Here is a 19,491-nt window from a genome sequence, read left to right on the forward strand (position 1 = left end):
CATAATTATCGGGATGTTTTTTTATAATAGGCATCCAAAACCAATTTCCGTCCAATAGTTTTGGTGATAATATCTTTTTCTAAATCCCAACCCCGCGCTGGAGAATATTGTCTTCCGTACCAAATAATCTGAAGGTGCAAATCATTCCATAATTCTTCCGGAAAAATGCGCTTGGCATCTTTTTCAGTTTGTACCACATTCTTTCCGGTAGTTAGATTCCAGCGATACATCAACCGATGAATATGAGTATCAACCGGAAAAGCGGGAACTCCAAAAGCCTGCGACATCACGACACTTGCCGTTTTATGACCCACAGCAGGCAATGCTTCTAAGGCGCTAAAACTTTGAGGTACTTTCCCCGCGTATTTGTCAATCAAAATATGTGACAAGCCATGAATTCCTTTTGACTTCATTGGAGACAAGCCACATGGACGAATGACTTCCCGAATTTCTTCGACAGACATTTTAATCATATCATAAGGATTATCCGCTTTTGCAAAAAGGATAGGCGTAATCTGGTTCACCCGAACATCCGTGCATTGTGCCGACAATAAAACGGCTATCAATAAAGTATAGGGATCTTTATGGTCAAGCGGAATGGGAATTTCCGGATAGTATTCAGCAAGCGTATCAATTACAAATTGAACTTTTTCTTCTTTGGTCATTTTTTGAATTGCGGATTAAAAATTACGAATTACGAAAGTACGGATTTTAATCTTTTTCTGATTATCAATGAATACTTTGTAACTTTGATACTTTACAACTTCGAAATTATATACTATGACAACATTAAAAAAAGGAGATAAAGCACCTAATTTTTCAGGAGTGGATCAAGATGGAAAAATGCATCAATTATCCGATTATGCCGGAAAGAAATTAGTGGTTTTCTTTTACCCAAAAGCCAATACGCCAGGTTGCACGGCAGAAGCATGTGATTTAAGAGATAATTTTGAACGTTTTCAAGCCAATAATTATGCTTTGTTAGGCGTAAGTGCTGATTCTCAAAAGGCTCAGGCAAAGTTTAAAGAAAAATTTGATTTTCCGTATCCGCTTTTAGCAGATGAAGACAAATCAGTCATTGAAGCTTTTGGGGTTTGGGGACCAAAGAAGTTTATGGGTCGTGAATATGATGGAATCCACAGAACCACATTTGTAATCGATGAAAATGGTTTAATCGATGAAGTGATTTCTGATGTAAAAACGAAAGCGCATGCCGCTCAGATTTTAAAATAATATTTTATAAAAAAAGAGCCAAAAAATAAAACATATATTTTTTGGCTTTTTTTGATTTTAAAAAAAATTAATTGCTTTCTTCTAAAATTATTTTATTTGGATCATAACCAAAAAGGCGGTCTTTTTTTATTAATTCAGCAACACCAGGAGGCAGCATTTCTTCCCAACCCGGTTTTCCGTTACTAATCATTTTGAGCACTTCGCGAGAGAAAACCTCTAAAGTATGTGGGTCAAAATCATCAATATCAATTACTTTTCCATTGAATTTGAAGAATTTATATAATTCCTTCATTCTTGGATGAACTTTTAGATTTTCAGAAGTGATAATTTCTCCGTTTTCACCAATCATCGGATATAAGAAAACTTTTAAATCGCGATAAAATAATTTTCCGAAAGCTTCCAGAATCCCTCCACTTAAATGACGGTAGTATTTTTCGTCAAAAATATCTATCAAATTATTAACTCCCATGGCCAATCCCATACGGGCTTTGGTATAATTAGAGAAATATTCGACCACTTTGTAATATTCCTGAAAATTCGAAATCATTACGGTTTGACCAAGAGAACAAAGCAATTTTGCTCTGTCCATAAAATCAAGTTCGTCAATTTCTCCGTCGGAACGTAAGTTAGAAAGTGTAATTTCAAAAATAACTAAAGTATTATCTTTTTCGACTTTGCTTTCGTTGAGAAACATTTTTAGAGATTTCTCATACATATCCATATTTACTTTTGTAACAGGACGAAAACTTCCTCTTAGAGCCAATATGTTTTTTTTGTAAAGTATCGCTGCCGGTAAAATATTGTTTCCACTCGGATCGAACATTACCGCATCGGTCATCCCATTTTTTACTAATTGCAAACTCATCAAACGATTGTCAACATTAGCAAAACGGGGGCCTGAGAAGTTGATGGTGTCAATTTCTAATTGATCTTTATCAAGATGATCATATAAATAACGCAATAATTTTTTAGGGTCATTGTATTTATAATAAGCACCATAAATCAGGTTTACACCTAAAATACCAAGTGTTTCCTGTTGCAAACGCGCATCGGTTTCTCTGAAGCGTATGTGTATGATAATTTCATTATAATCTTCATCAGGCTCAATTTGGTAACGAATTCCTACCCAACCGTGTCCTTTGAATTGTTTTGCAAAATCTATTGTAGCAACAGTATTTGCATAACTAAAAAATAATTTACTTGGATGTTTGTCTCTTTTTAGCCGCTCTTCAATTAGATTTACTTCGTGAGAAAGCATTGTTTTCAGACGACCTTCCGTTACATAACGGCCGTCATCTTCAATCCCATAAATAGCATCGCTAAAGTCTTTATCATAAGCAGACATTGCTTTTGCAATTGTTCCTGAAGAACCGCCAGATCTAAAAAAATGTCTTACGGTTTCCTGACCAGCTCCAATTTCAGCAAAAGTTCCATAGATGTTTTCGTTCAAATTGATACGAAGGGCTTTGTCTTTTATAGAGGGTATTTGTTCGATGACTCTGTCACCTTTTAATTTTATTTCGGTATCCATTTTATATATTGCTATACTAGTTTACAAAGTTAACAAAAAGGGGCTTTAATAAAAGATAAATAGTCTTATTTTTGTAAAAAATAAAACAGTTGAAAGTATATTTTTTAGGCACAGGAACTTCACAAGGCATTCCAGTAATTGGGAGCCATCATTCTGTTTGTCAAAGTTCCAATCCAAAAGACAAAAGATTGCGTGTTTCTGTTTGGATTTCATGGGATGACCACTCTTTTGTGATTGATTGCGGGCCCGATTTCAGGCAACAAATGCTGACCTCTAAATGCCAAAAAGTAGAAGCAATATTATACACACATGAGCATTCCGATCATACGGCAGGAATGGATGATATTCGTCCTTTTAACTTTAAGCAGGGTAAAATGCCTATTTATGCACATCAGCGGGTGATTGAAAATTTGAAAAGACGCTTTGATTATATTTTTGAAACCGAAAATAAATATCCGGGAGCACCAACGGTAACTCCAATTGAAGTATCAAATAATCATCCGTTTAAAATTGGAAATAAAACGATTATTCCGATTAATGTGATGCACGGCAATCTACAGGTTTTTGGATACCGGATTGATGATTTTGCCTATTTGACTGATGTTAAAACAATTGAAGCGGCCGAAATCGAAAAACTAAAAGGGGTAAAAATTTTGGTTGTAAATGCTTTGCGGGAAGAACCGCATCAAATGCATTTTAATTTGCAGGAAGCCTTAGATTTTATAACTTTGGTCCAGCCTGAAAAAGCCTATTTGACACATATTAGCCATATTCTTGGATTTCATGATGAAGTGCAACAAAAATTGCCAAATAACGTTTATCTAGCATACGATAATTTAGAAATTAATATTTAAAAAAAAATGAAAAAATCATTATTACTGTACCTTTTTATTTTAGCATTATTATTCAATGTGTTCACTTATATGTATTATAGCAAAGAAGCCACTTTTCAGAAAACTAAGTATGAAAAAATGAACAAAAAAATGAATGATAGTTTGACTTTTGCAAACAACAAATTAACAGATGCCAATTATTTTTCTTTAGAAAAAAATGAAAATGCCCAGAATTATTTTGATTTAGCAGATTCTGAAAAAACCATTCCATACGAAAAATTAATCCCATATGTAACTGAAAAATTATTGGATTTAAATGCAAACCCAAATGGAAACCCTTATGTTGGTCAGGATAAAATTGGAGCAAATAAGTTTATCATTAATAAGGTAAAAATCCTTAATCACCGTTGGATTATTGCTGATTTCAGCGATGGAGAATATTGGGGCGAAGTATTGTTAAAGTATTTTGTCAATAAAGATGATAGTATTTCTTTTGAAACCAATCAATCTTTGTTATATCAGAAATAAAAAAGGTTCCGATTTTAAAATGCCCCCAATAAGTTAGACACTATTTGGGGGCATTTTTTATTACTCTGATAGCCAATTCTTAAAGTCATAGAAGTTTTGCGGCGAAACACCATGACCAATTGGATATTCTTTATAGGTTGTTTTTATGCCTAAATTTTCTAAAATAGCAGGTGTTTTTCTATCCCAGTCTATTGGAATTACCTGATCAGCCGTTCCGTGGGAAACAAATATTTTCAGGTTACTAAAATCATTATTTTGATAATTGTCAGTTACAATATCCAGATTCAGATAACCGCTCATTCCAACTACTTTTTGAATTTTTTCCGGATAAGAAAGCGCTACGGCATAACTCAAAATCGCACCTTGGCTAAAACCAATTAAACTCACATTATTGGCATCAATCGGATAATTGGCAATCAATTCATCTACAAAAGTGGCAATTATATCTCTGGAAGTTCTGGCCTGATCGTGATCCGAAAATTTGTTTTCGTCTGCATCAAAGTTGATGGCATACCAAGCGTAACTTCCATATTGCATATCATAAGGCGCGCGAGCCGAAATCACATAACAGTCTTCCGGAAGTTCTTCGGCAAACGAAAATAAATCGGCTTCGTTGCTGCCATAACCGTGAAGTAAAAGCAATAGCGGGTTTTTGTCTAATTTTATTTTTGGTTCTCTAACGAGATGCTGTAAGGATAAATTCATGTTGATTATGATATGCTTTTAAATACTTTTTGAAAAAAATTACCTAATAACGGAACTGGTTTGGTCTCTCCTTTTATCGCACTAAAAATGCCATAAGTCCATAAAACAGAGACAAATATCCACATGGGAGCCGATATCATGATGCTGTCAAAATTACTGATGATTAAGCCTAATGATATAAATGTAAGCGATAAACCCAATGCCTGACGGATATGAAAGGAGGCAAATGAATTTTTATCTTCGCCATTCATCGACATCGCTATCAAAACGCCAACAATTAATATATAGCTTGTTATAGCCGCTGTTTTTCCTTTTTCGATTGTATCGTTCATTTGTTTTTTAATTATAAAACCAATTTTCCCTGATTAAAAATCCCGTACACTTTCCCTTTCATTGCTACTCCGAGAAAAGCCGAATTTTTCGATTTTGATAAGATGTTTTCTTTGGTAAAAGTCCAATTAATTTCTGGAGTAAAAAGTGTGAAATTAGCGATGGCTCCTTCTTTAATTGAGTTATTTTCGATTGAGAAAGTATTTTTCCCAGCTGTTAATTTTTCGATTACTTTTTCTAAAGGTAATACCGTTAACAATGCTCCAAAAGCACTTTCCAAACCAATAGTTCCGTTTTTAGCCATGTCGAATTCCATTTTTTTATGTTCAATGTCAATCGGATTATGGTCGGAGGTAATCATGTCAATCGTGTTGTCTAAAACACCGGCGAGTAAAGCTTTTCTGTCGGCATCAGTTCTCAGTGGAGGAGAAACTTTAAATCGGGTGTCGAATTCGTCCAGTTTTTCATCGGTTAAAACCAAATGATGAACCGCCACGCTAGATGTTACCTGCAAACCTTTGGTTTTAGCTTCTTTGATCAATGCCACAGATTTTGCTGATGAAATTGTCGGAAAATGTAATTTCCCACCGGTATATTCCAGTAAAAATAAGTTTCGTGCTACTTGTAATTCTTCTGCTAAATTTGGAATTCCTTTCAAACCCAAACGTGTAGAAACAATACCTTCATTGGCAACACCGCTTCCTTTAATGTTTGAATCCTGTGCATATGCAATCACTAATCCATCAAAATCCTGAACATATTGCAATCCTATTTTTAGTAAATTCGCATTGTCCATATTCTTATTATAATCACCAAAAGCAACTGCTCCGGCATTTTTCATGTCAAACATTTCGGCTAAATCTTTTCCTTCGCTTCCTTTGGTTAAGGCACCAATCGGAAACAATTGAGTAGCGGAATCATTCGCTTTGTTTTTTACAAAATTAATCTGCGACTGATTGTCGATAATCGGGTAGGAGTTGGGTTGTAAAGCTATTGAGGTAAATCCACTTTTAGCCGCTACAATTAAACCGTTTGATATGGTTTCACGATCTTCATAACCAGGTTCTCCAAGCGAAACACTACTGTCAAACCAACCTTCGGAAAGATGCAAATTATCCAGTTTTATTTCTTTAAATCCATTTGGATTAGGGAGGTTTGAAGCGATTTTTTCAATCGTTTTATTGCCAATTTGTACATCTACAATCTGGTTGTGAAACGGGCTTTTCGGATCAATAATTTTAGCTTCTCGGATGATTAGGTTCATTTTACAAATTTTTGTATGAATACTTCTGTAACTAAAAATAATAAGGTAAAAATAACAAACCATTTCCAAATCTCATTATTGGTTCGGTCGGTTTGTAAGGTATCGAAAACAGTATCAATATTGTCAATTACGTTGTAATCGGATAACAGATTGTCATCGGCTAAAGCCAAATTCCCTTCGGTTCGATTATAATTGAAACTGATATTTTTCAGGAACTGGTCTTGTTTGAACACACCAAAATTTCCAGCCTGTTCCGGATAATCATTAAACGTAAGTTTGACTTTATTGTTCAGAATTTGTTGCACAGGAATAAACTTTTCTCCCGAAGCTTCGGGAACATTTTTAACATTCACAATTTCATCTTTTGAAAGTTGCGCATCTATTAAATAAGGCTGGTTGTTTCCAATAGTCAAAGCATTAACGCCTGTTTTTTGAGTGCTTTGAGCCATGTTGTAAAACGTGGGAACAATCAAAGGTGAATTCTGAAAATTGGAATTGGTTTTATTGATTGGCCCAGCAAACACATAAACCGACGATACTTGATTTGGCAATGAAGTCAGGAAAATGCTCTGGTCTTCATAACTTAAAATCGGCGAATTGGAACTACTCAGACCAAATGAATTTTTTGTATTCGGATACTGAAAGTTATTGATTTGTTTCTCAAAAACCGAATGGAATAGCGGATGTTTAAAAGAAATTTTGGTTACCAATTTGGTTGTATTCTGCAAAGAACCGAATTGTATTTTTCCAAAATTAGAAAGGAAACCATTCATATTTGAAACCGCATTTTCGCCGGAAGGAATAACCACCAAATTACCGCCTTTTTCCACAAATGATTTCAAAGTGGTTTGCAAAGCCTGTGGAATTTCCTTAAGTTCATTCAACACAATGGCATCTTGTTTTTCGAGAGAATTATAATCTAAAGTTGCAATTGCAAAATTATTATAATTGAATTCGTCATTCGTATAAATTCGGGATAGAAATGCACTTTTTTCAGGTTCACCAATACTTAATACGTTGATTTTTTCTGGTTTTGAAATGCTGAAATACAACGTGTTATCGTAAGTCAAACCATTGTCGATAATGGAAACATAGCCGTGAAAATCTTTCTTGGGAATCGTGAAATTAATAGTTTTTTCTTTGGCTTCTATTTTTAGTAAAGTCTTTGCAATCAGTTTGTTTTGATTGTATAAAGCTACCGGAATATCGTTTGTTTTTTCGCCATAAGTGGATACTTTTACGCCAATTTCATAGAAATCGTCCAAAGTTTGCTGAATGAAAACACTATCGATAGAAACGTTGTTTTTTTGTTCCGCTTTCGGAATTATGAAGTAGGTGTTGAAGGTACTGTCGATACTTTTCAATTGTTTGGATTCTAAGCCTACAGCATCGGTAATCACGACAATATCTTTATTGAAAGCTGATTTTCGGGATTTTATTTTCGCCATAGCACTTTCAATCTGAAAAGGCGACGCGCTGTATTTTAGGTTTTGTAATTCTTTTTGAATGGATTTAATATCCGTATTCCAGAAAGTTTCGGAATTGGTAATCAACGAAAAATTCTGATTTTCTGGCGTGTTTTCGAGTAATTCCTGAACGGCTCTTTTTAGCAGTTCTCCTTTTTGACCTTTGGCCTGCATGGAAAAAGAATTATCCAGAACAAGATACATTTCATTGGTGCTGTTTTTGTTGTCTTTGGCTTGGAAAAAAGGTTGCGCAAAAGCAACAATGATGCATGCTAAAATCAGTAAACGGGTGGCTAAAAGCAACCATTTCTTGAGTTTGGAACTCTTTCGGGTTTGAATGGAAAGCTCTTTTAGGAAACGAACATTAGTGAAATATTCTTTTTTGAAACGGCGTAATTGAAACAAATGAACCAGAATTGGAATAACCAGCGAGAAAAGAAAATAGAGAATTTCCGGGTGTTTAAACTGCATTCTTTTTAAGAGTTTGTCAAAGATAGTATTTAGATTTTAGATTTCTAATTTTAGGGATTAGATTTTGTTGGATTTGTTTTTAAATTGGAGTGATTAAGAGGGTTTGAGATGTCGTCAGTTCGAGTTGAACAAGGATTTGCGACAGAAAAGCCTTGTGAAGTATCGAGAACCTTTTATAGTCGATGAAGCTTCTCGATACGATTATGTATTATTAAAACTAGCGTTTTAATAATACATAATCACTCGAAGTGATGATCAATTTATATTTTAGTAACCAATAAAAACATAGATAAAATGATTTTTTCAAGTCAAAATGTATAACATAAATTAGGCAATTATTAATGCTAAATTTATTAAATTAGTGTACTGAATTATTTGATTGTCAGATGTATAAATAAATTGGTAATCATTACGAAAAGAAAATATTGAATAATTAAAAACTACTTAAAATGGCAAGAGTAAGCACGTATCTAAACTTTCCTCGTAATACAGAGGAAGCATTCAATTTTTATAAATCCGTATTTGGAGGCGAATTTAGCGGAGGCGGAATAGCGCGATTCAAAGATATTCCGCCATCAGACGAAATGCCACCATTGCCCGAAGAAGATAAAAATTTGGTCATGCACATTGAATTATCCATTCTGGACGGACACTTTTTAATGGGGACCGATGCGCCGGAATCCATGGGTTTTAAAGTTAATTTTGGAAACAATGTCTATATCAATTTGGAGCCCGATACAAGAGCAGAGACGAAAAAATTATTTGATTCTTTATCTAATGGAGGAAAAGTAGAGATGGAACTTCAGGATATGTTTTGGGGTGGCTATTATGGCAGTTGCAAAGATAAATTCGGAGTGGAATGGATGTTTAATTGTATGGAAAAACCAGTATAAAATTCAAATTATGGAAACGAAAGACAAAATTGCCATAACGGTGCAAACCACCATTAAGGCGCCCATTGATAAGGTTTGGAAAAATTGGACCAATCCGGATGATATTGTCAATTGGAACAATGCTTCAGAAGACTGGCACACCCCAAGAGCTGAAAACGATTTGCGGGCAGGAGGAAGATTCCTTTCCCGAATGGAGGCCAAAGACGGCAGCAGGGGATTTGATTTTACCGGTACTTATGACGCCATAAAAAACAAGGAGCTGATTGAATATACCACCGATGACAGCAGAAAAGTAAAAATTCAATTTATGGATGACGGAAATCAGACCAAAGTGATTGAAACTTTTGAAGCCGAAAACGAAAATCCCATTGAAATGCAGCGTGGCGGTTGGCAAGCCATTCTTGACAATTTCAAAAATTATACAGAAACAAACGGATAACCAATATATTTTCAAAAATGACAAATCACCCAATTACCCCTTGCTTATGGTTTGACGGTCAGGCCGAAGAAGCAGCCAAGTTTTATATTTCCGTTTTTAAAAACTCTAAAATTAATACGATCAGTCATTACGGAAAGGAAGGTTTTGAAGTTCACGGCCAGAAAGAAGGCACTGTGATGACCGTGGAATTTGAGATTAACGGACAGCCTTTTACGGGATTAAATGGCGGACCTATTTTTAAATTCAATGAAGCGGTATCGTTTCAGGTATTCTGCGATACCCAGCAAGAAATTGACGACTATTGGGAGAAACTCACCAAAGACGGAGGACAGGAAATTGCATGCGGCTGGCTTAAAGACAAATTCGGTTTGTCCTGGCAAATTGTTCCGAGTATACTTCCGAAACTGATGAGCGACCCGAAAAGAGCAGGACGAGTAATGGAGGTATTTATGAAAATGATAAAGTTTGATATTGAGAAATTATTGCAGGCATAGACCACCTAACCTGCTAAAAATATTGGGATTAACCCATGCAGAAGAAGTTTTTGTAGACAATAACATGAAGTTCCCCTTATCAAAGAAGCCTCAGAAATGGCATATAAAAATGTGTTTACAATATAAAAACATCATTTATCATTCCGACAAACTTCCGTAAAAGGAGTGAATTATATAACTCTTTAGTTAAATTGTGTAACATACTCGGGTTAAAGACCGTTTAATTTTGTTGTGTGAAAATTATTCACAACTGTCCGCCAGTAGCGGAAATTAATAAGACACAAAATGATTAAATTAAAAAAAATATTTACAGCAGTTATGCTAGCAGCAGTTGTTTTCGTTGTAGGATGTGAAAATGACGATTCTCCGACTCCGACTCCGACTCCTCCGACTCCTACAATTACAGCAAAAAGTCCAAGCAGCAATGCAACTAACGTGGCACTGAATAAAGTAATATCCGTTACTTTCAGCGAGTCAATGAACCCTTCAACAATTAATACTACTACTTTTTCCTTAAAGCAAGGTAATACAACGGTGCTAGGTACTGTTGGTTATTCGGGAACTACAGCCACATTTACACCTTCAGTCGCTTTAACTGCTGGTATGGTTTATTCGGCTACTATAACTACAGGTGTTAAAAGTGCTGCAGGAATTTCGCTAGCCGTTAATAACACATGGAACTTTACAACCGGAATTAATGCACAAGGTCTTTCAGCCGTTGGCTTAGGAGGAGCAGGTAATTATGTTATCCTTGCAAAAACCGCCATCAACAATAACCCAACTTCCGCTATTACGGGGGATTTAGGATTAAGTCCCGCAGCTACATCTTATATCACAGGGCTTTCTATAACAAATGCCACTGGATATGCGACTTCTGCACAGGTAACCGGAAAAATATATGCCGCAGATATGGCAAGCCCAACACCGATTAACCTTACAACAGCAGTAAATAATATGATAACTGCTTATAACGATGCTGCAGGGCGCCCATCACCTGATTTCTCTGAACTTGGCACTGGTAACATTGGCGGAAAAACACTTACAGAGGGTCTTTATAAATGGACCAATACTGTTACTGCACCTACAGACGTAATAATTTCAGGAAGCTCAACAGATGTTTGGATATTCCAGATAACGGGAGACCTTACCGTAAGCTCAGGAGTAAAAATTACTCTAAGCGGAGGAGCGCAAGCCAAAAATATTTTCTGGCAGGTTGCAGGTACAGTAAGTATCGGCACAACAGCTCAATTTAAAGGTGTAATATTGTCCAAAACAGGTATTACGCTTGCTACGGGAGCATCATTAACTGGCCGTGCCTTAGCACAAACAGCTGTTATTCTTGATAGTAATATTGTTACTAAACCGTAATAATATAGCAGACCGTAAACCTTAAAATAAAGTTTTAATAAAACAAATGACAGGAACATTAATTCCTGTCATTTGTTTTATAATTAATTGGTGAACGATAATAATGGGTTTCGTTCTCTGCATACAGTTTTGTGGTTGAAAAGAAGTGCAGTTCTAAGAATGAACATTTGTGCTAACTATTTTAGAATTAAATTTTAAGAAGATGACAAACAAAAACTCAAAAAGTGTCGAAACCCAAATGCTAATCAGAAAACCGGTTGAAATGGTTTTTCAAGCATTTATTGATCCGACAATTACCAAAAACTTTTGGTTTACTAAAGGCAGTGATAAACTTGAAGTAGGAAAAACAATCACATGGGAATGGGAAATGTGCAATGTTTCAGCCGAAGTTCTGGTAAAAGAAATTGTATCCAACGAGAAAATTATTGTCGAATGGGGCGAGCCTAAAACAACAGTCGAATTTGAGTTTACCAAATTGAGTGATGATACCGCTTATGTAATCATAAAAAACTACGGTTTTGAAACAACAGGTGACGAGCTAATAGAAAAAATCAAAGATGCAACAGGCGGATTTACAACCGTTTTAGATGGATTAAAAGCGTATTTAGAACACAAGATAAATTTGAATCTCATAGCAGATAAATTCCCAAAAGAACTCTCTAATCACGGGCAATAACAAAAAAACCTTATATAAGCAGTTCGTGTGAAATTGTATTAGAATGAACCTGAAGCTGGCTCGAAAAAAAATTGATGGTTTTTAATTTAATTGCAGTTTCCAAGGTTAAGCAGAGAAGACGTAACTGGATTTGCATTATTATAAACATACATGTATTGTATAGTGCCGGTTTGTATAGAGTTTAGAATTGCACAAAGGCCTGTAAGAGAATTGTTATTGGTTACATATAAATCGCCTCTAAACAAGGTTATATTCTGTAATCCATTAAGTGATAGAAGTGAAGGGTTGAGATTAATATCCAAGCCACCTATATACGATAATCCGCTAAAGTATGCATCTATTTTAATTAGTGAAGAAAGATGAGCTATAGAAGTTAGGGCATTGTTATAATTTATTTTCAAATCAGCTGTTTCGGTAACATTTTGAAGCCCCGAAAGCGAGATTAGCCCGTTGTTGCTCGTAATGTTTATATTATGGATTTTTGTTATATGCTCGAGCCCTCCCAATGTTGTAAGCGAATGATTTTGTATGCAACTCAATCCGACCAGTACAGTGAGGTTATCCAGACCATCCAGTGAAACGAGAGCTTGGTTATTTTTAAGTTCTAGCTGATCCATTTCTGTTACATTATTTAGTCCCTGTAACGAAGTAAATGATTCATTGTCCCACATTTTCAATGTTCCAAGCTGCTCAAGATTAGCTAAAGGGACCAAATTGGTTAACAGGGGGCAGGAAGTTATCTCGAGATTCTGTAAGCTGGTACAATTTTCAAGACCATGAAGGCTGTTAAAAGATGGGCAATTGTCTATCTGGATTGTTGGAATGTTTTGCATATTTTCAAGTCCTTCAAGATTTTGAAGCGATGCGTTGGAAATCAGATGAAAACCAGTAGAATTTCCTGAAAAATTTACCACAGAACCAAACCCTGTAAGGTTTATCAGAGAGTTGTTGTTTTTTATCTCTATATAACTGGCATCGGTTATATTATGAAGTCCTTGAAGAGTTGTCAGCAGGGGGTTATTAATAATTATAACGTTACCATTTAATTTTGTAATGGTACTAAGTCCGGACAAACTGCCTATGTTACTTTCGCTGGTACTGTTACCAATAATTAAATGCCCATCAATAATTCGACAATATCCGAAAGAAGCAAAAGAGTTTACTTCTGCCTGAGTGGTAAGTACCACGTTACCATGATAATTGCAATCAAAAACTGGATCAGGCTCTACTGGATTATCATTATTGCTATTATCACTACTACAAGAAAAGCTAATTATAGTAAATAAAGTCACAAAGAGATAGACGTTTTTTTTCATGACATTTTTTTACTAAAGTAAAACTTTTCTTTAAAAAAATGAAAACTATTAAGTTAAAATGTAGAAATGCTATCTATGACGACCTCTATTTTTTATCCTTACGTTTCTTATCTCTGGTTTTCAACATATTTCTGTTAACCGAACCAGATATTTTCTTTTTGGTTTTGGAAGGACCACCCAAATTGACTTTTTTATTCTTTTTAGCTTTTTCATGAAAAGCACCATCACCATCCAGTTTTTGTTTTTTCATCAAAAATTTAATCGGCTGTTTGTCTTTTTCAGGTTCGATTAATTTTGAGGAAATTTCAACTTCCTCCGGGAAAAGTTCGGTTTCTAGCTCTCTGTTCATCAATAATTCCGCCTGGATTTTGAAATCTTCCTCACGGGGCGTAATGAAACTGATTGCTGTTCCGGTAGCATCGGCACGACCGGTACGACCGATACGGTGCATGTATAATTCTGGGAATTCAGGAACTTCAAAGTTGATGACGTGAGAAATATTGGAAATATCCAAACCTCTCGCCATAATATCCGTCGTGATAATTCCTCTCAGGTTTCCTTCCTGGAAAGAAGCCATCGTGCTCAAACGGTAATTTTGGGATTTATTGGAGTGAATAACTCCAAATTCCCCTTCGAAATCTTCTTCGATGCGCTCGTGAAGCATATCCGAAATCTTCTTGTTATTGACAAAAACCAAAACACGTTCCATGCTTTCGTCTGTTTGCAACAAGTGTTTCAACAGATTGACTTTGGTATTAAAATTCGGAACGTTATAAGTAATTTGTTTGATATTTTCTAAAGGCGTACCCGAAGCGGCAAGCGTAACTTCTTCAGGGAAATCGAAAAAGTCATTCAAAATGGCATCCACTTCATCGGTCATGGTTGCTGAAAACAAGATGTTTTGGCGTTTAGTACGCGACATCATCGCTAAGATAGAAGTCAACTGGACACGGAAACCTAAATTCAACATTTCGTCGAATTCATCAATCACTAATTTTTGGGTTTCATCGAAACGGATTACGCTATCCAGCGCCAAATCCATGACACGTCCCGGTGTTCCCACCAAGATATCGATCCCTTCATAGATTGATTTTTTCTGCGTATTGATATTGACACCACCAAATATTCCGAGTGTTTTAACCGACATGTATTTGGTCAGTTTCTCTACTTCTTCCACTACCTGAACTACTAATTCACGGGTTGGAACAAGGATAACAATTTTAGGCGTATTGGTTGGAGTAAATTTATATAACTTCAACAACGGCAATAGATAAGCAAATGTTTTACCCGTTCCTGTTTGTGCAATTCCCATCATATCGCGCCCAGACATAATCACGGCAAAAGATTTTTCCTGAATAGGAGTAGGGGTTACAAATCCCAAATCATCGATTGCTTTTTGTACTGATTTTGGAAGATTGAATTGCTCGAAAGTGGTCATAAAACGTATATTTTTTGCAAAGGTACGCTTTTTATGAGGACATTGATGATTGCTATGGAATTCTTATCTATTTAGGAATGAGAAAGGTGCGGTATTTCCTTTTCGATAAAGAAGCGTTTGACCCTTAAAATCAATTCAATAGGATTAAATGGTTTAGCAACAAAGTCATCTACGCCCAATTTGAAGGCTTCAATAACGGTCTGGTTTTCCTTGCCCAATGCTGAAACTATTATTACAGGAATGGAAGGATAGTTCTTTTTGGCAAAAGCGGTAATTTCCAATCCTGATTTATAAGGCATCATAATATCAGTGATAATCAAATGGGGTTGAATAGCAATTATTTTTTCGATACCATCATTACCATCTCTTGCAACATGAATTTCAAATCCTTCTTTCTTTAAAAGAAAATCTAAGATGCTGATTATTAAATTATCATCTTCTATGAGTACTATTTTTTTCATTAGTTAATTTTGTTCTTTTTAGTGGTATTATTTTTAAAATTTATATTGAACTGATAAAAAAACATCAAATTCATTTTGAAAATTATTTGAAACATATTCCTGGCGATTATAAACTGCTTGCACTCCGGTACAATAATGCTGACCAAATAGTTTGTAATATCCTGCGCCTATTCTGTAGGAATCCAAAGCCACTCTTTGTTGAAATTGTCCCAAGGTAACTCTTTCGTCCGGAGTTGTGCCATACCCGGTGATAATTGTTGCATAATCATACTTAGTATCAAAATAATATCGGGCAGTTGCTGTAAAAGCCGGATATATTTTGTCTTCATCCATTTGGACATAAGATCTTAAATTGAACCAATAGGAACCCACATATTTTCCGATTCCTAAAACAGCCGCATATAAATCTTTATCGCTTGTTTTTGTATATCGGATTCCGACATCGCCTTCCCAGCCTTTACTTAAATTATGGAAATAGGAATAAGAAAGGCGGAGCTTTGGAAAAACGATATCCTTACTATAAGAGATGTTAGCAAGGGAATAGCTTTTTTTATTGTTTAAAAAATAAGTTTCCAATTCATATTGAATACCGGAATTTATGCTTTCTCCGAAAGAACGTCGATCCGCATAATTGATTCGCCCGATCAGGGTTAGCTTCTTTCTTTCTCGAATGTATTGCAATCCCAATAAATGCCAAGGACCAGTTCCGCTTCTGTCAAAAGTGGTATAATTATAATTAATTCCCACCCGATCTGAAACGGATTTCGATTTTAATTCGATTAATTGATGTTTTAAATCACTGTCAGTAGGATATTTTTGGACTAAATCATTTAAAAGCAAAATTGATTTTTCATCATTTTTTTCCAAATTAACCGCTTGGAGCTTTAAGAGATGAAACTCTTTTTCTTCCGGATAATGAAGTAAGGCTTTATCAATGGTACGAATGGCATTTGACGCATTTTTTTTCTCAAGTTCCAGCTTTGTTAAATATATAAAGGCTTCTTTGTATTTTGGGTTTTTATCAATAACATGATTAAAATAGATACGGGAACTGTCAATATTTTTGGTCAACATATAACATCTTCCTAAAGCGACATGAAAATCTAAATAATCAGGTGCGATTTTGATTCCTAATTGCCCAAGTTGAATGGCCTTAGGATAATTTTTAACGGTGTTTATTTGATAAAGCGTTTGGACTAATAAGCTGTCAGAATCCATTTTTTGGGCAAAAATAGTTGTGCTTGCTATGAAATTTAAAAATATAAAGGCGATTATTCTTTTCATAATTATTCTTCTGAATTCTTAAATCCTTGTCTTATCATGGTTCCCCATTTTTGTTCTTTTTTTCTTAAAAAATAGGAATAGCCTTTAAGGTAAGCGTAAACATTAATCGGATGATAAATAAAAGGTTCAAGGAAAACCATTAGTACTAAAATGATGATTTCTTTAATACTAGAGTAATGTTTGTAAATTAATTGGTCTAAAAATACAGATATTAATGTGATTGAGATGTAAAATAGATATACAAATGCACTGACAATTAGCAGAAAATCATAATTGATCTCAAAAAATAAATAATCAAGAAGCAGAACGATTAAACCAGTGAGCTCTAATATAGGCACAGCAAATTCAAAAAACACGAAATAAGGGAAAACAATAAGCCCGGTTCTGCCATACTTTGGATTTAAAAATATTTTTTTATGCAAATATAATGTCTGTACCAATCCTCTGGCCCAGCGTACCCGTTGTCTTAAAAAAACGTTCATGGTACTCGGGACTTCTGTCCAACATAAGGATTCAGGAATATAGGTTATTAAGAATTTTTGATTCTTTTCATGCATTAATTTTCTCATTCGAGTAATGAGATCCATGTCTTCACCCAATGATTTATGCCAATATCCTCCGGCTTCTATAACGGTTTCTTTATCAAACATTCCCAGTCCGCCGGAAACTAACAGTAAGCAGTTGGTTTGGCTCCAGGCCATTCTGCCAAATAAAAAAGCCCGGATGTATTCCAGTTCCTGAAAACGGGCAAAAAAATTATCGGGATAATACGATTTATAAAGCATGCCATCTTTAAATTCACAAGAATTTGAAATCCGGATTGCGGCCCCGGTGGCTATCACTTTTACCGTATTTTCAATAAAAGGCTTAGCCAGCATCGTAATAGTATCCCTTCTTAAAACGCAATCTACATCGGTACAAAGAAAAAGGGAATATTTTGCCGAATTTATACCGGCATTGGAGGCATCAGCTTTGCTTTTTCCATTTTCTTTATCAACAATCAAAAGCTTTGAATAGATTGGATTGGTTGATTTGTAATGCCCTCTTACTGTTTTGGTTGGAATTTTCTCCTGATAAAAAAAGGCAACTTTTACTAAACTGAACTCCCTGATTAATTTTTCAAGTGTAGTGTCAGTACTTCCATCATTAATAATGATAACCTCGAATTTAGGATATTCTTGCGAAAGCAATGATTTGACATTAAATACAATTGTTTTCTCTTCGTTATATGCCGGAGCGACTATCGAAACACCAAGACTATGATTGGATTTTACCAATACCTCTTTAAGCAAAAAGTATTTAGAGTTATAATATTTTTTTATGGCTAAATAAGACAATATTGCCAATACCGAATAGGTTGCTATATATAGAAATGAATAGCAGGTAATGAAAAACTCATAATTCTTGATAATATTTTCTAAAGTTTTCAAATCAGATGGGGGTCGTTCACATGTAAAAGAATTCTATTTATAACCTCATTCTCCAGAGTATTGTCAGTTGTATAATTCTTAAAAAAAGTGTCATCCAGTTTATTGATGCAATTGATCATTTCAAATTTAATTTCCAAATCTTTTTCTTCAGATAAAATGGTGGAAATAAAATCTTTAGTTGTATGATCACCAATGACACTCCATGTTTTTAAAGCAGAAATTTTATTTCGTTTATCCGTTTCTCTAGAATAATGATGTATTAGAAGGTCATTCGAATCAATAATTACTAATTCCCTAATAGCCAATAAAGTTTCTCTACGAACTAAAGAGTCTCTGCTGGACAAAAGAAATTTTATTTGAGAAATACTTAAAGTTTCCCGATATTGAATCACCAATTTGATGGCTAAAATTACGATGGAACTGTTTTTATTATTGAACCAATCATTAATGTTTTTTGGTAAACTGGATTTTCTTTGATAAATGATATCAAGAATTTTAAGTTCGTCAGCCTTCGATATTTTTTCCTGATAGTTGTTCAAAAAATCTAATTTCTCATCAGAAAGAGAGATTAATGCAATCAACGCATTTGACTTTAAAAACTTGTTTTTATCATTTATATGAGGTTTTATATGTCCTTTTTTTATTTTATAATCCAACATCTGATAATGATAAATCCCCAATGCTTTATTATGCCATCTCCTGTTTCGAATGAGTTTTTGACTATAATCCTGAAACCCGAAAAATTTGTAGATTAATAAGATATGGGTTGGATTCACACCGTTTATATTTTGTTTAATGGTAATGATTTTGGTAAGAATTAAATCCCGGCACCATTTGTTCTTAAAGGGAACCACTGCTTTAAAAAGGTTTATTTTTTCCTTTATCTGGGTAAGGTTATGATTAGAAAAGATAATTTCAGTAAGGAAGGCATTTATTTTTATTTCGGCTTCTTTTTTTGGAATGATTGATTTTTCAAAGTAATATCTGTTGATAATTAATAATATCAGCAAAGAAAAAACAATCCATAATAGAAAAGGAATCACAAAATATTTTAATGAATAATAGAGAAAATGAGAGTTAAAGATTGTTTCTAAAATAGAGGTTGCGGTTGCTTCAACATTACTATAAAGCTTGCCAATGTGTTCTGATGAAAATAAGGTATGTTTAATAAAGCCAGTATTTTTAGGCAATATGCATAAATATGCAATCATAGATTTATATAATTATTCAAATTATAATCTTTGAATTTATTGTTACAAAATGCAGGTTATTTAATTGTTATTGTTATATTTTGGGGATTGCAAATATATAAAATTCTTACAGAGAATAAG

General features: G+C 34.6%; 20 protein-coding genes. 8 read left to right on the forward strand and 12 right to left on the reverse strand.

From position 1 onward, the window contains the following. Window positions 1-5 precede the first annotated feature (5 nt). Window positions 6-665 carry an endonuclease III gene (locus VI621_RS12705; protein WP_324218771.1) on the reverse strand — a complete coding sequence of 220 codons (660 nt, stop codon included), beginning with the start codon at window positions 663-665 and terminating at the stop codon, window positions 6-8. 115 nt (window positions 666-780) lie between these two features. Between VI621_RS12705 and bcp the strand changes: the two genes are divergently transcribed. Then, entirely contained in the window at window positions 781-1,233 is a 453-nt protein-coding gene (gene bcp, locus VI621_RS12710; protein WP_324218772.1) for a thioredoxin-dependent thiol peroxidase, read from the forward strand. Between the two features lie 67 nt (window positions 1,234-1,300). On the opposite strand, the gene VI621_RS12715 is transcribed toward bcp, so the two are convergent. Next, window positions 1,301-2,764, reverse strand: coding sequence for a TonB-dependent receptor (locus VI621_RS12715; RefSeq protein WP_324218773.1), 1,464 nt, complete (start codon window positions 2,762-2,764; stop codon window positions 1,301-1,303). Between the two features lie 89 nt (window positions 2,765-2,853). On the opposite strand from VI621_RS12715, the gene VI621_RS12720 reads away from it, so the two are divergent. Beyond that, complete coding sequence (locus VI621_RS12720) at window positions 2,854-3,618, forward strand: MBL fold metallo-hydrolase (protein WP_324218774.1); 765 nt, start codon at window positions 2,854-2,856, stop codon at window positions 3,616-3,618. A 6-nt stretch (window positions 3,619-3,624) separates the two neighbouring features. Further along, window positions 3,625-4,125 (forward strand): hypothetical protein, encoded by a 501-nt coding sequence (locus tag VI621_RS12725; protein ID WP_324218775.1) that lies wholly within the window; start codon window positions 3,625-3,627, stop codon window positions 4,123-4,125. A 60-nt stretch (window positions 4,126-4,185) separates the two neighbouring features. On the opposite strand, the gene VI621_RS12730 is transcribed toward VI621_RS12725, so the two are convergent. From VI621_RS12730 to VI621_RS12745, 4 genes are read right to left on the reverse strand one after another with little or no spacing between them, the layout of a single operon-like run. Further along, on the reverse strand, window positions 4,186-4,830 hold the full coding sequence (locus VI621_RS12730) for an alpha/beta hydrolase (RefSeq protein ID WP_324218776.1): 645 nt from the start codon (window positions 4,828-4,830) through the stop codon (window positions 4,186-4,188). 5 nt (window positions 4,831-4,835) lie between these two features. Next, window positions 4,836-5,162: a hypothetical protein gene (locus VI621_RS12735; RefSeq protein WP_324218777.1), complete on the reverse strand. Its 327-nt coding sequence runs from the start codon at window positions 5,160-5,162 to the stop codon at window positions 4,836-4,838. A gap of 11 nt (window positions 5,163-5,173) precedes the next feature. Then, complete coding sequence (locus VI621_RS12740; RefSeq protein ID WP_324218778.1) at window positions 5,174-6,424, reverse strand: dihydroorotase; 1,251 nt, start codon at window positions 6,422-6,424, stop codon at window positions 5,174-5,176. Continuing rightward, window positions 6,421-8,361: a BatA and WFA domain-containing protein gene (locus tag VI621_RS12745; RefSeq protein ID WP_324218779.1), complete on the reverse strand. Its 1,941-nt coding sequence runs from the start codon at window positions 8,359-8,361 to the stop codon at window positions 6,421-6,423. Before VI621_RS12745 ends, VI621_RS12740 begins: the two co-directional genes overlap by 4 nt. 449 nt (window positions 8,362-8,810) lie before the next feature. Between VI621_RS12745 and VI621_RS12750 the strand changes: the two genes are divergently transcribed. The 5 genes from VI621_RS12750 (at window position 8,811) to VI621_RS12770 (ending at window position 12,231) form a co-directional block, all read left to right on the forward strand. Continuing rightward, complete coding sequence (locus tag VI621_RS12750; protein WP_324218780.1) at window positions 8,811-9,254, forward strand: VOC family protein; 444 nt, start codon at window positions 8,811-8,813, stop codon at window positions 9,252-9,254. A 10-nt stretch (window positions 9,255-9,264) separates the two neighbouring features. Beyond that, a complete protein-coding gene (locus tag VI621_RS12755; RefSeq protein WP_324218781.1) occupies window positions 9,265-9,693 on the forward strand; it encodes an SRPBCC family protein in 429 nt (142 codons plus the stop codon). A gap of 17 nt (window positions 9,694-9,710) precedes the next feature. Next, window positions 9,711-10,187, forward strand: a complete 477-nt coding sequence (locus VI621_RS12760) for a VOC family protein (protein ID WP_324218782.1) — start codon at window positions 9,711-9,713, stop codon at window positions 10,185-10,187. A 285-nt stretch (window positions 10,188-10,472) separates the two neighbouring features. After that, a complete protein-coding gene (locus VI621_RS12765) occupies window positions 10,473-11,555 on the forward strand; it encodes an ice-binding family protein (protein ID WP_324218783.1) in 1,083 nt (360 codons plus the stop codon). A gap of 202 nt (window positions 11,556-11,757) precedes the next feature. Further along, window positions 11,758-12,231, forward strand: a complete 474-nt coding sequence (locus VI621_RS12770) for an SRPBCC family protein (protein ID WP_324218784.1) — start codon at window positions 11,758-11,760, stop codon at window positions 12,229-12,231. 86 nt (window positions 12,232-12,317) lie between these two features. On the opposite strand, the gene VI621_RS12775 is transcribed toward VI621_RS12770, so the two are convergent. The 6 genes from VI621_RS12775 to VI621_RS12800 all read right to left on the reverse strand — a co-directional run bounded on the left by VI621_RS12775 (window position 12,318) and on the right by VI621_RS12800 (window position 19,371). Further along, window positions 12,318-13,547, reverse strand: coding sequence for a hypothetical protein (locus VI621_RS12775; protein ID WP_324218785.1), 1,230 nt, complete (start codon window positions 13,545-13,547; stop codon window positions 12,318-12,320). A gap of 85 nt (window positions 13,548-13,632) precedes the next feature. Beyond that, window positions 13,633-14,985: a DEAD/DEAH box helicase gene (locus VI621_RS12780; RefSeq protein WP_324218786.1), complete on the reverse strand. Its 1,353-nt coding sequence runs from the start codon at window positions 14,983-14,985 to the stop codon at window positions 13,633-13,635. A 71-nt stretch (window positions 14,986-15,056) separates the two neighbouring features. Beyond that, window positions 15,057-15,446: a response regulator gene (locus VI621_RS12785; protein WP_324218787.1), complete on the reverse strand. Its 390-nt coding sequence runs from the start codon at window positions 15,444-15,446 to the stop codon at window positions 15,057-15,059. 33 nt (window positions 15,447-15,479) lie between these two features. Continuing rightward, complete coding sequence (locus tag VI621_RS12790) at window positions 15,480-16,730, reverse strand: YaiO family outer membrane beta-barrel protein (protein WP_324218788.1); 1,251 nt, start codon at window positions 16,728-16,730, stop codon at window positions 15,480-15,482. A gap of 2 nt (window positions 16,731-16,732) precedes the next feature. Continuing rightward, window positions 16,733-18,160 carry a glycosyltransferase gene (locus VI621_RS12795; protein ID WP_324218789.1) on the reverse strand — a complete coding sequence of 476 codons (1,428 nt, stop codon included), beginning with the start codon at window positions 18,158-18,160 and terminating at the stop codon, window positions 16,733-16,735. Next, window positions 18,157-19,371, reverse strand: a complete 1,215-nt coding sequence (locus VI621_RS12800; protein ID WP_324218790.1) for a hypothetical protein — start codon at window positions 19,369-19,371, stop codon at window positions 18,157-18,159. The genes VI621_RS12795 and VI621_RS12800 overlap by 4 nt, the downstream gene beginning before the upstream one ends. Between the last annotated feature and the right edge of the window lie 120 nt (window positions 19,372-19,491).

Source organism: Flavobacterium sp. (genome assembly GCF_035292545.1).
GTDB lineage: Bacteria > Bacteroidota > Bacteroidia > Flavobacteriales > Flavobacteriaceae > Flavobacterium.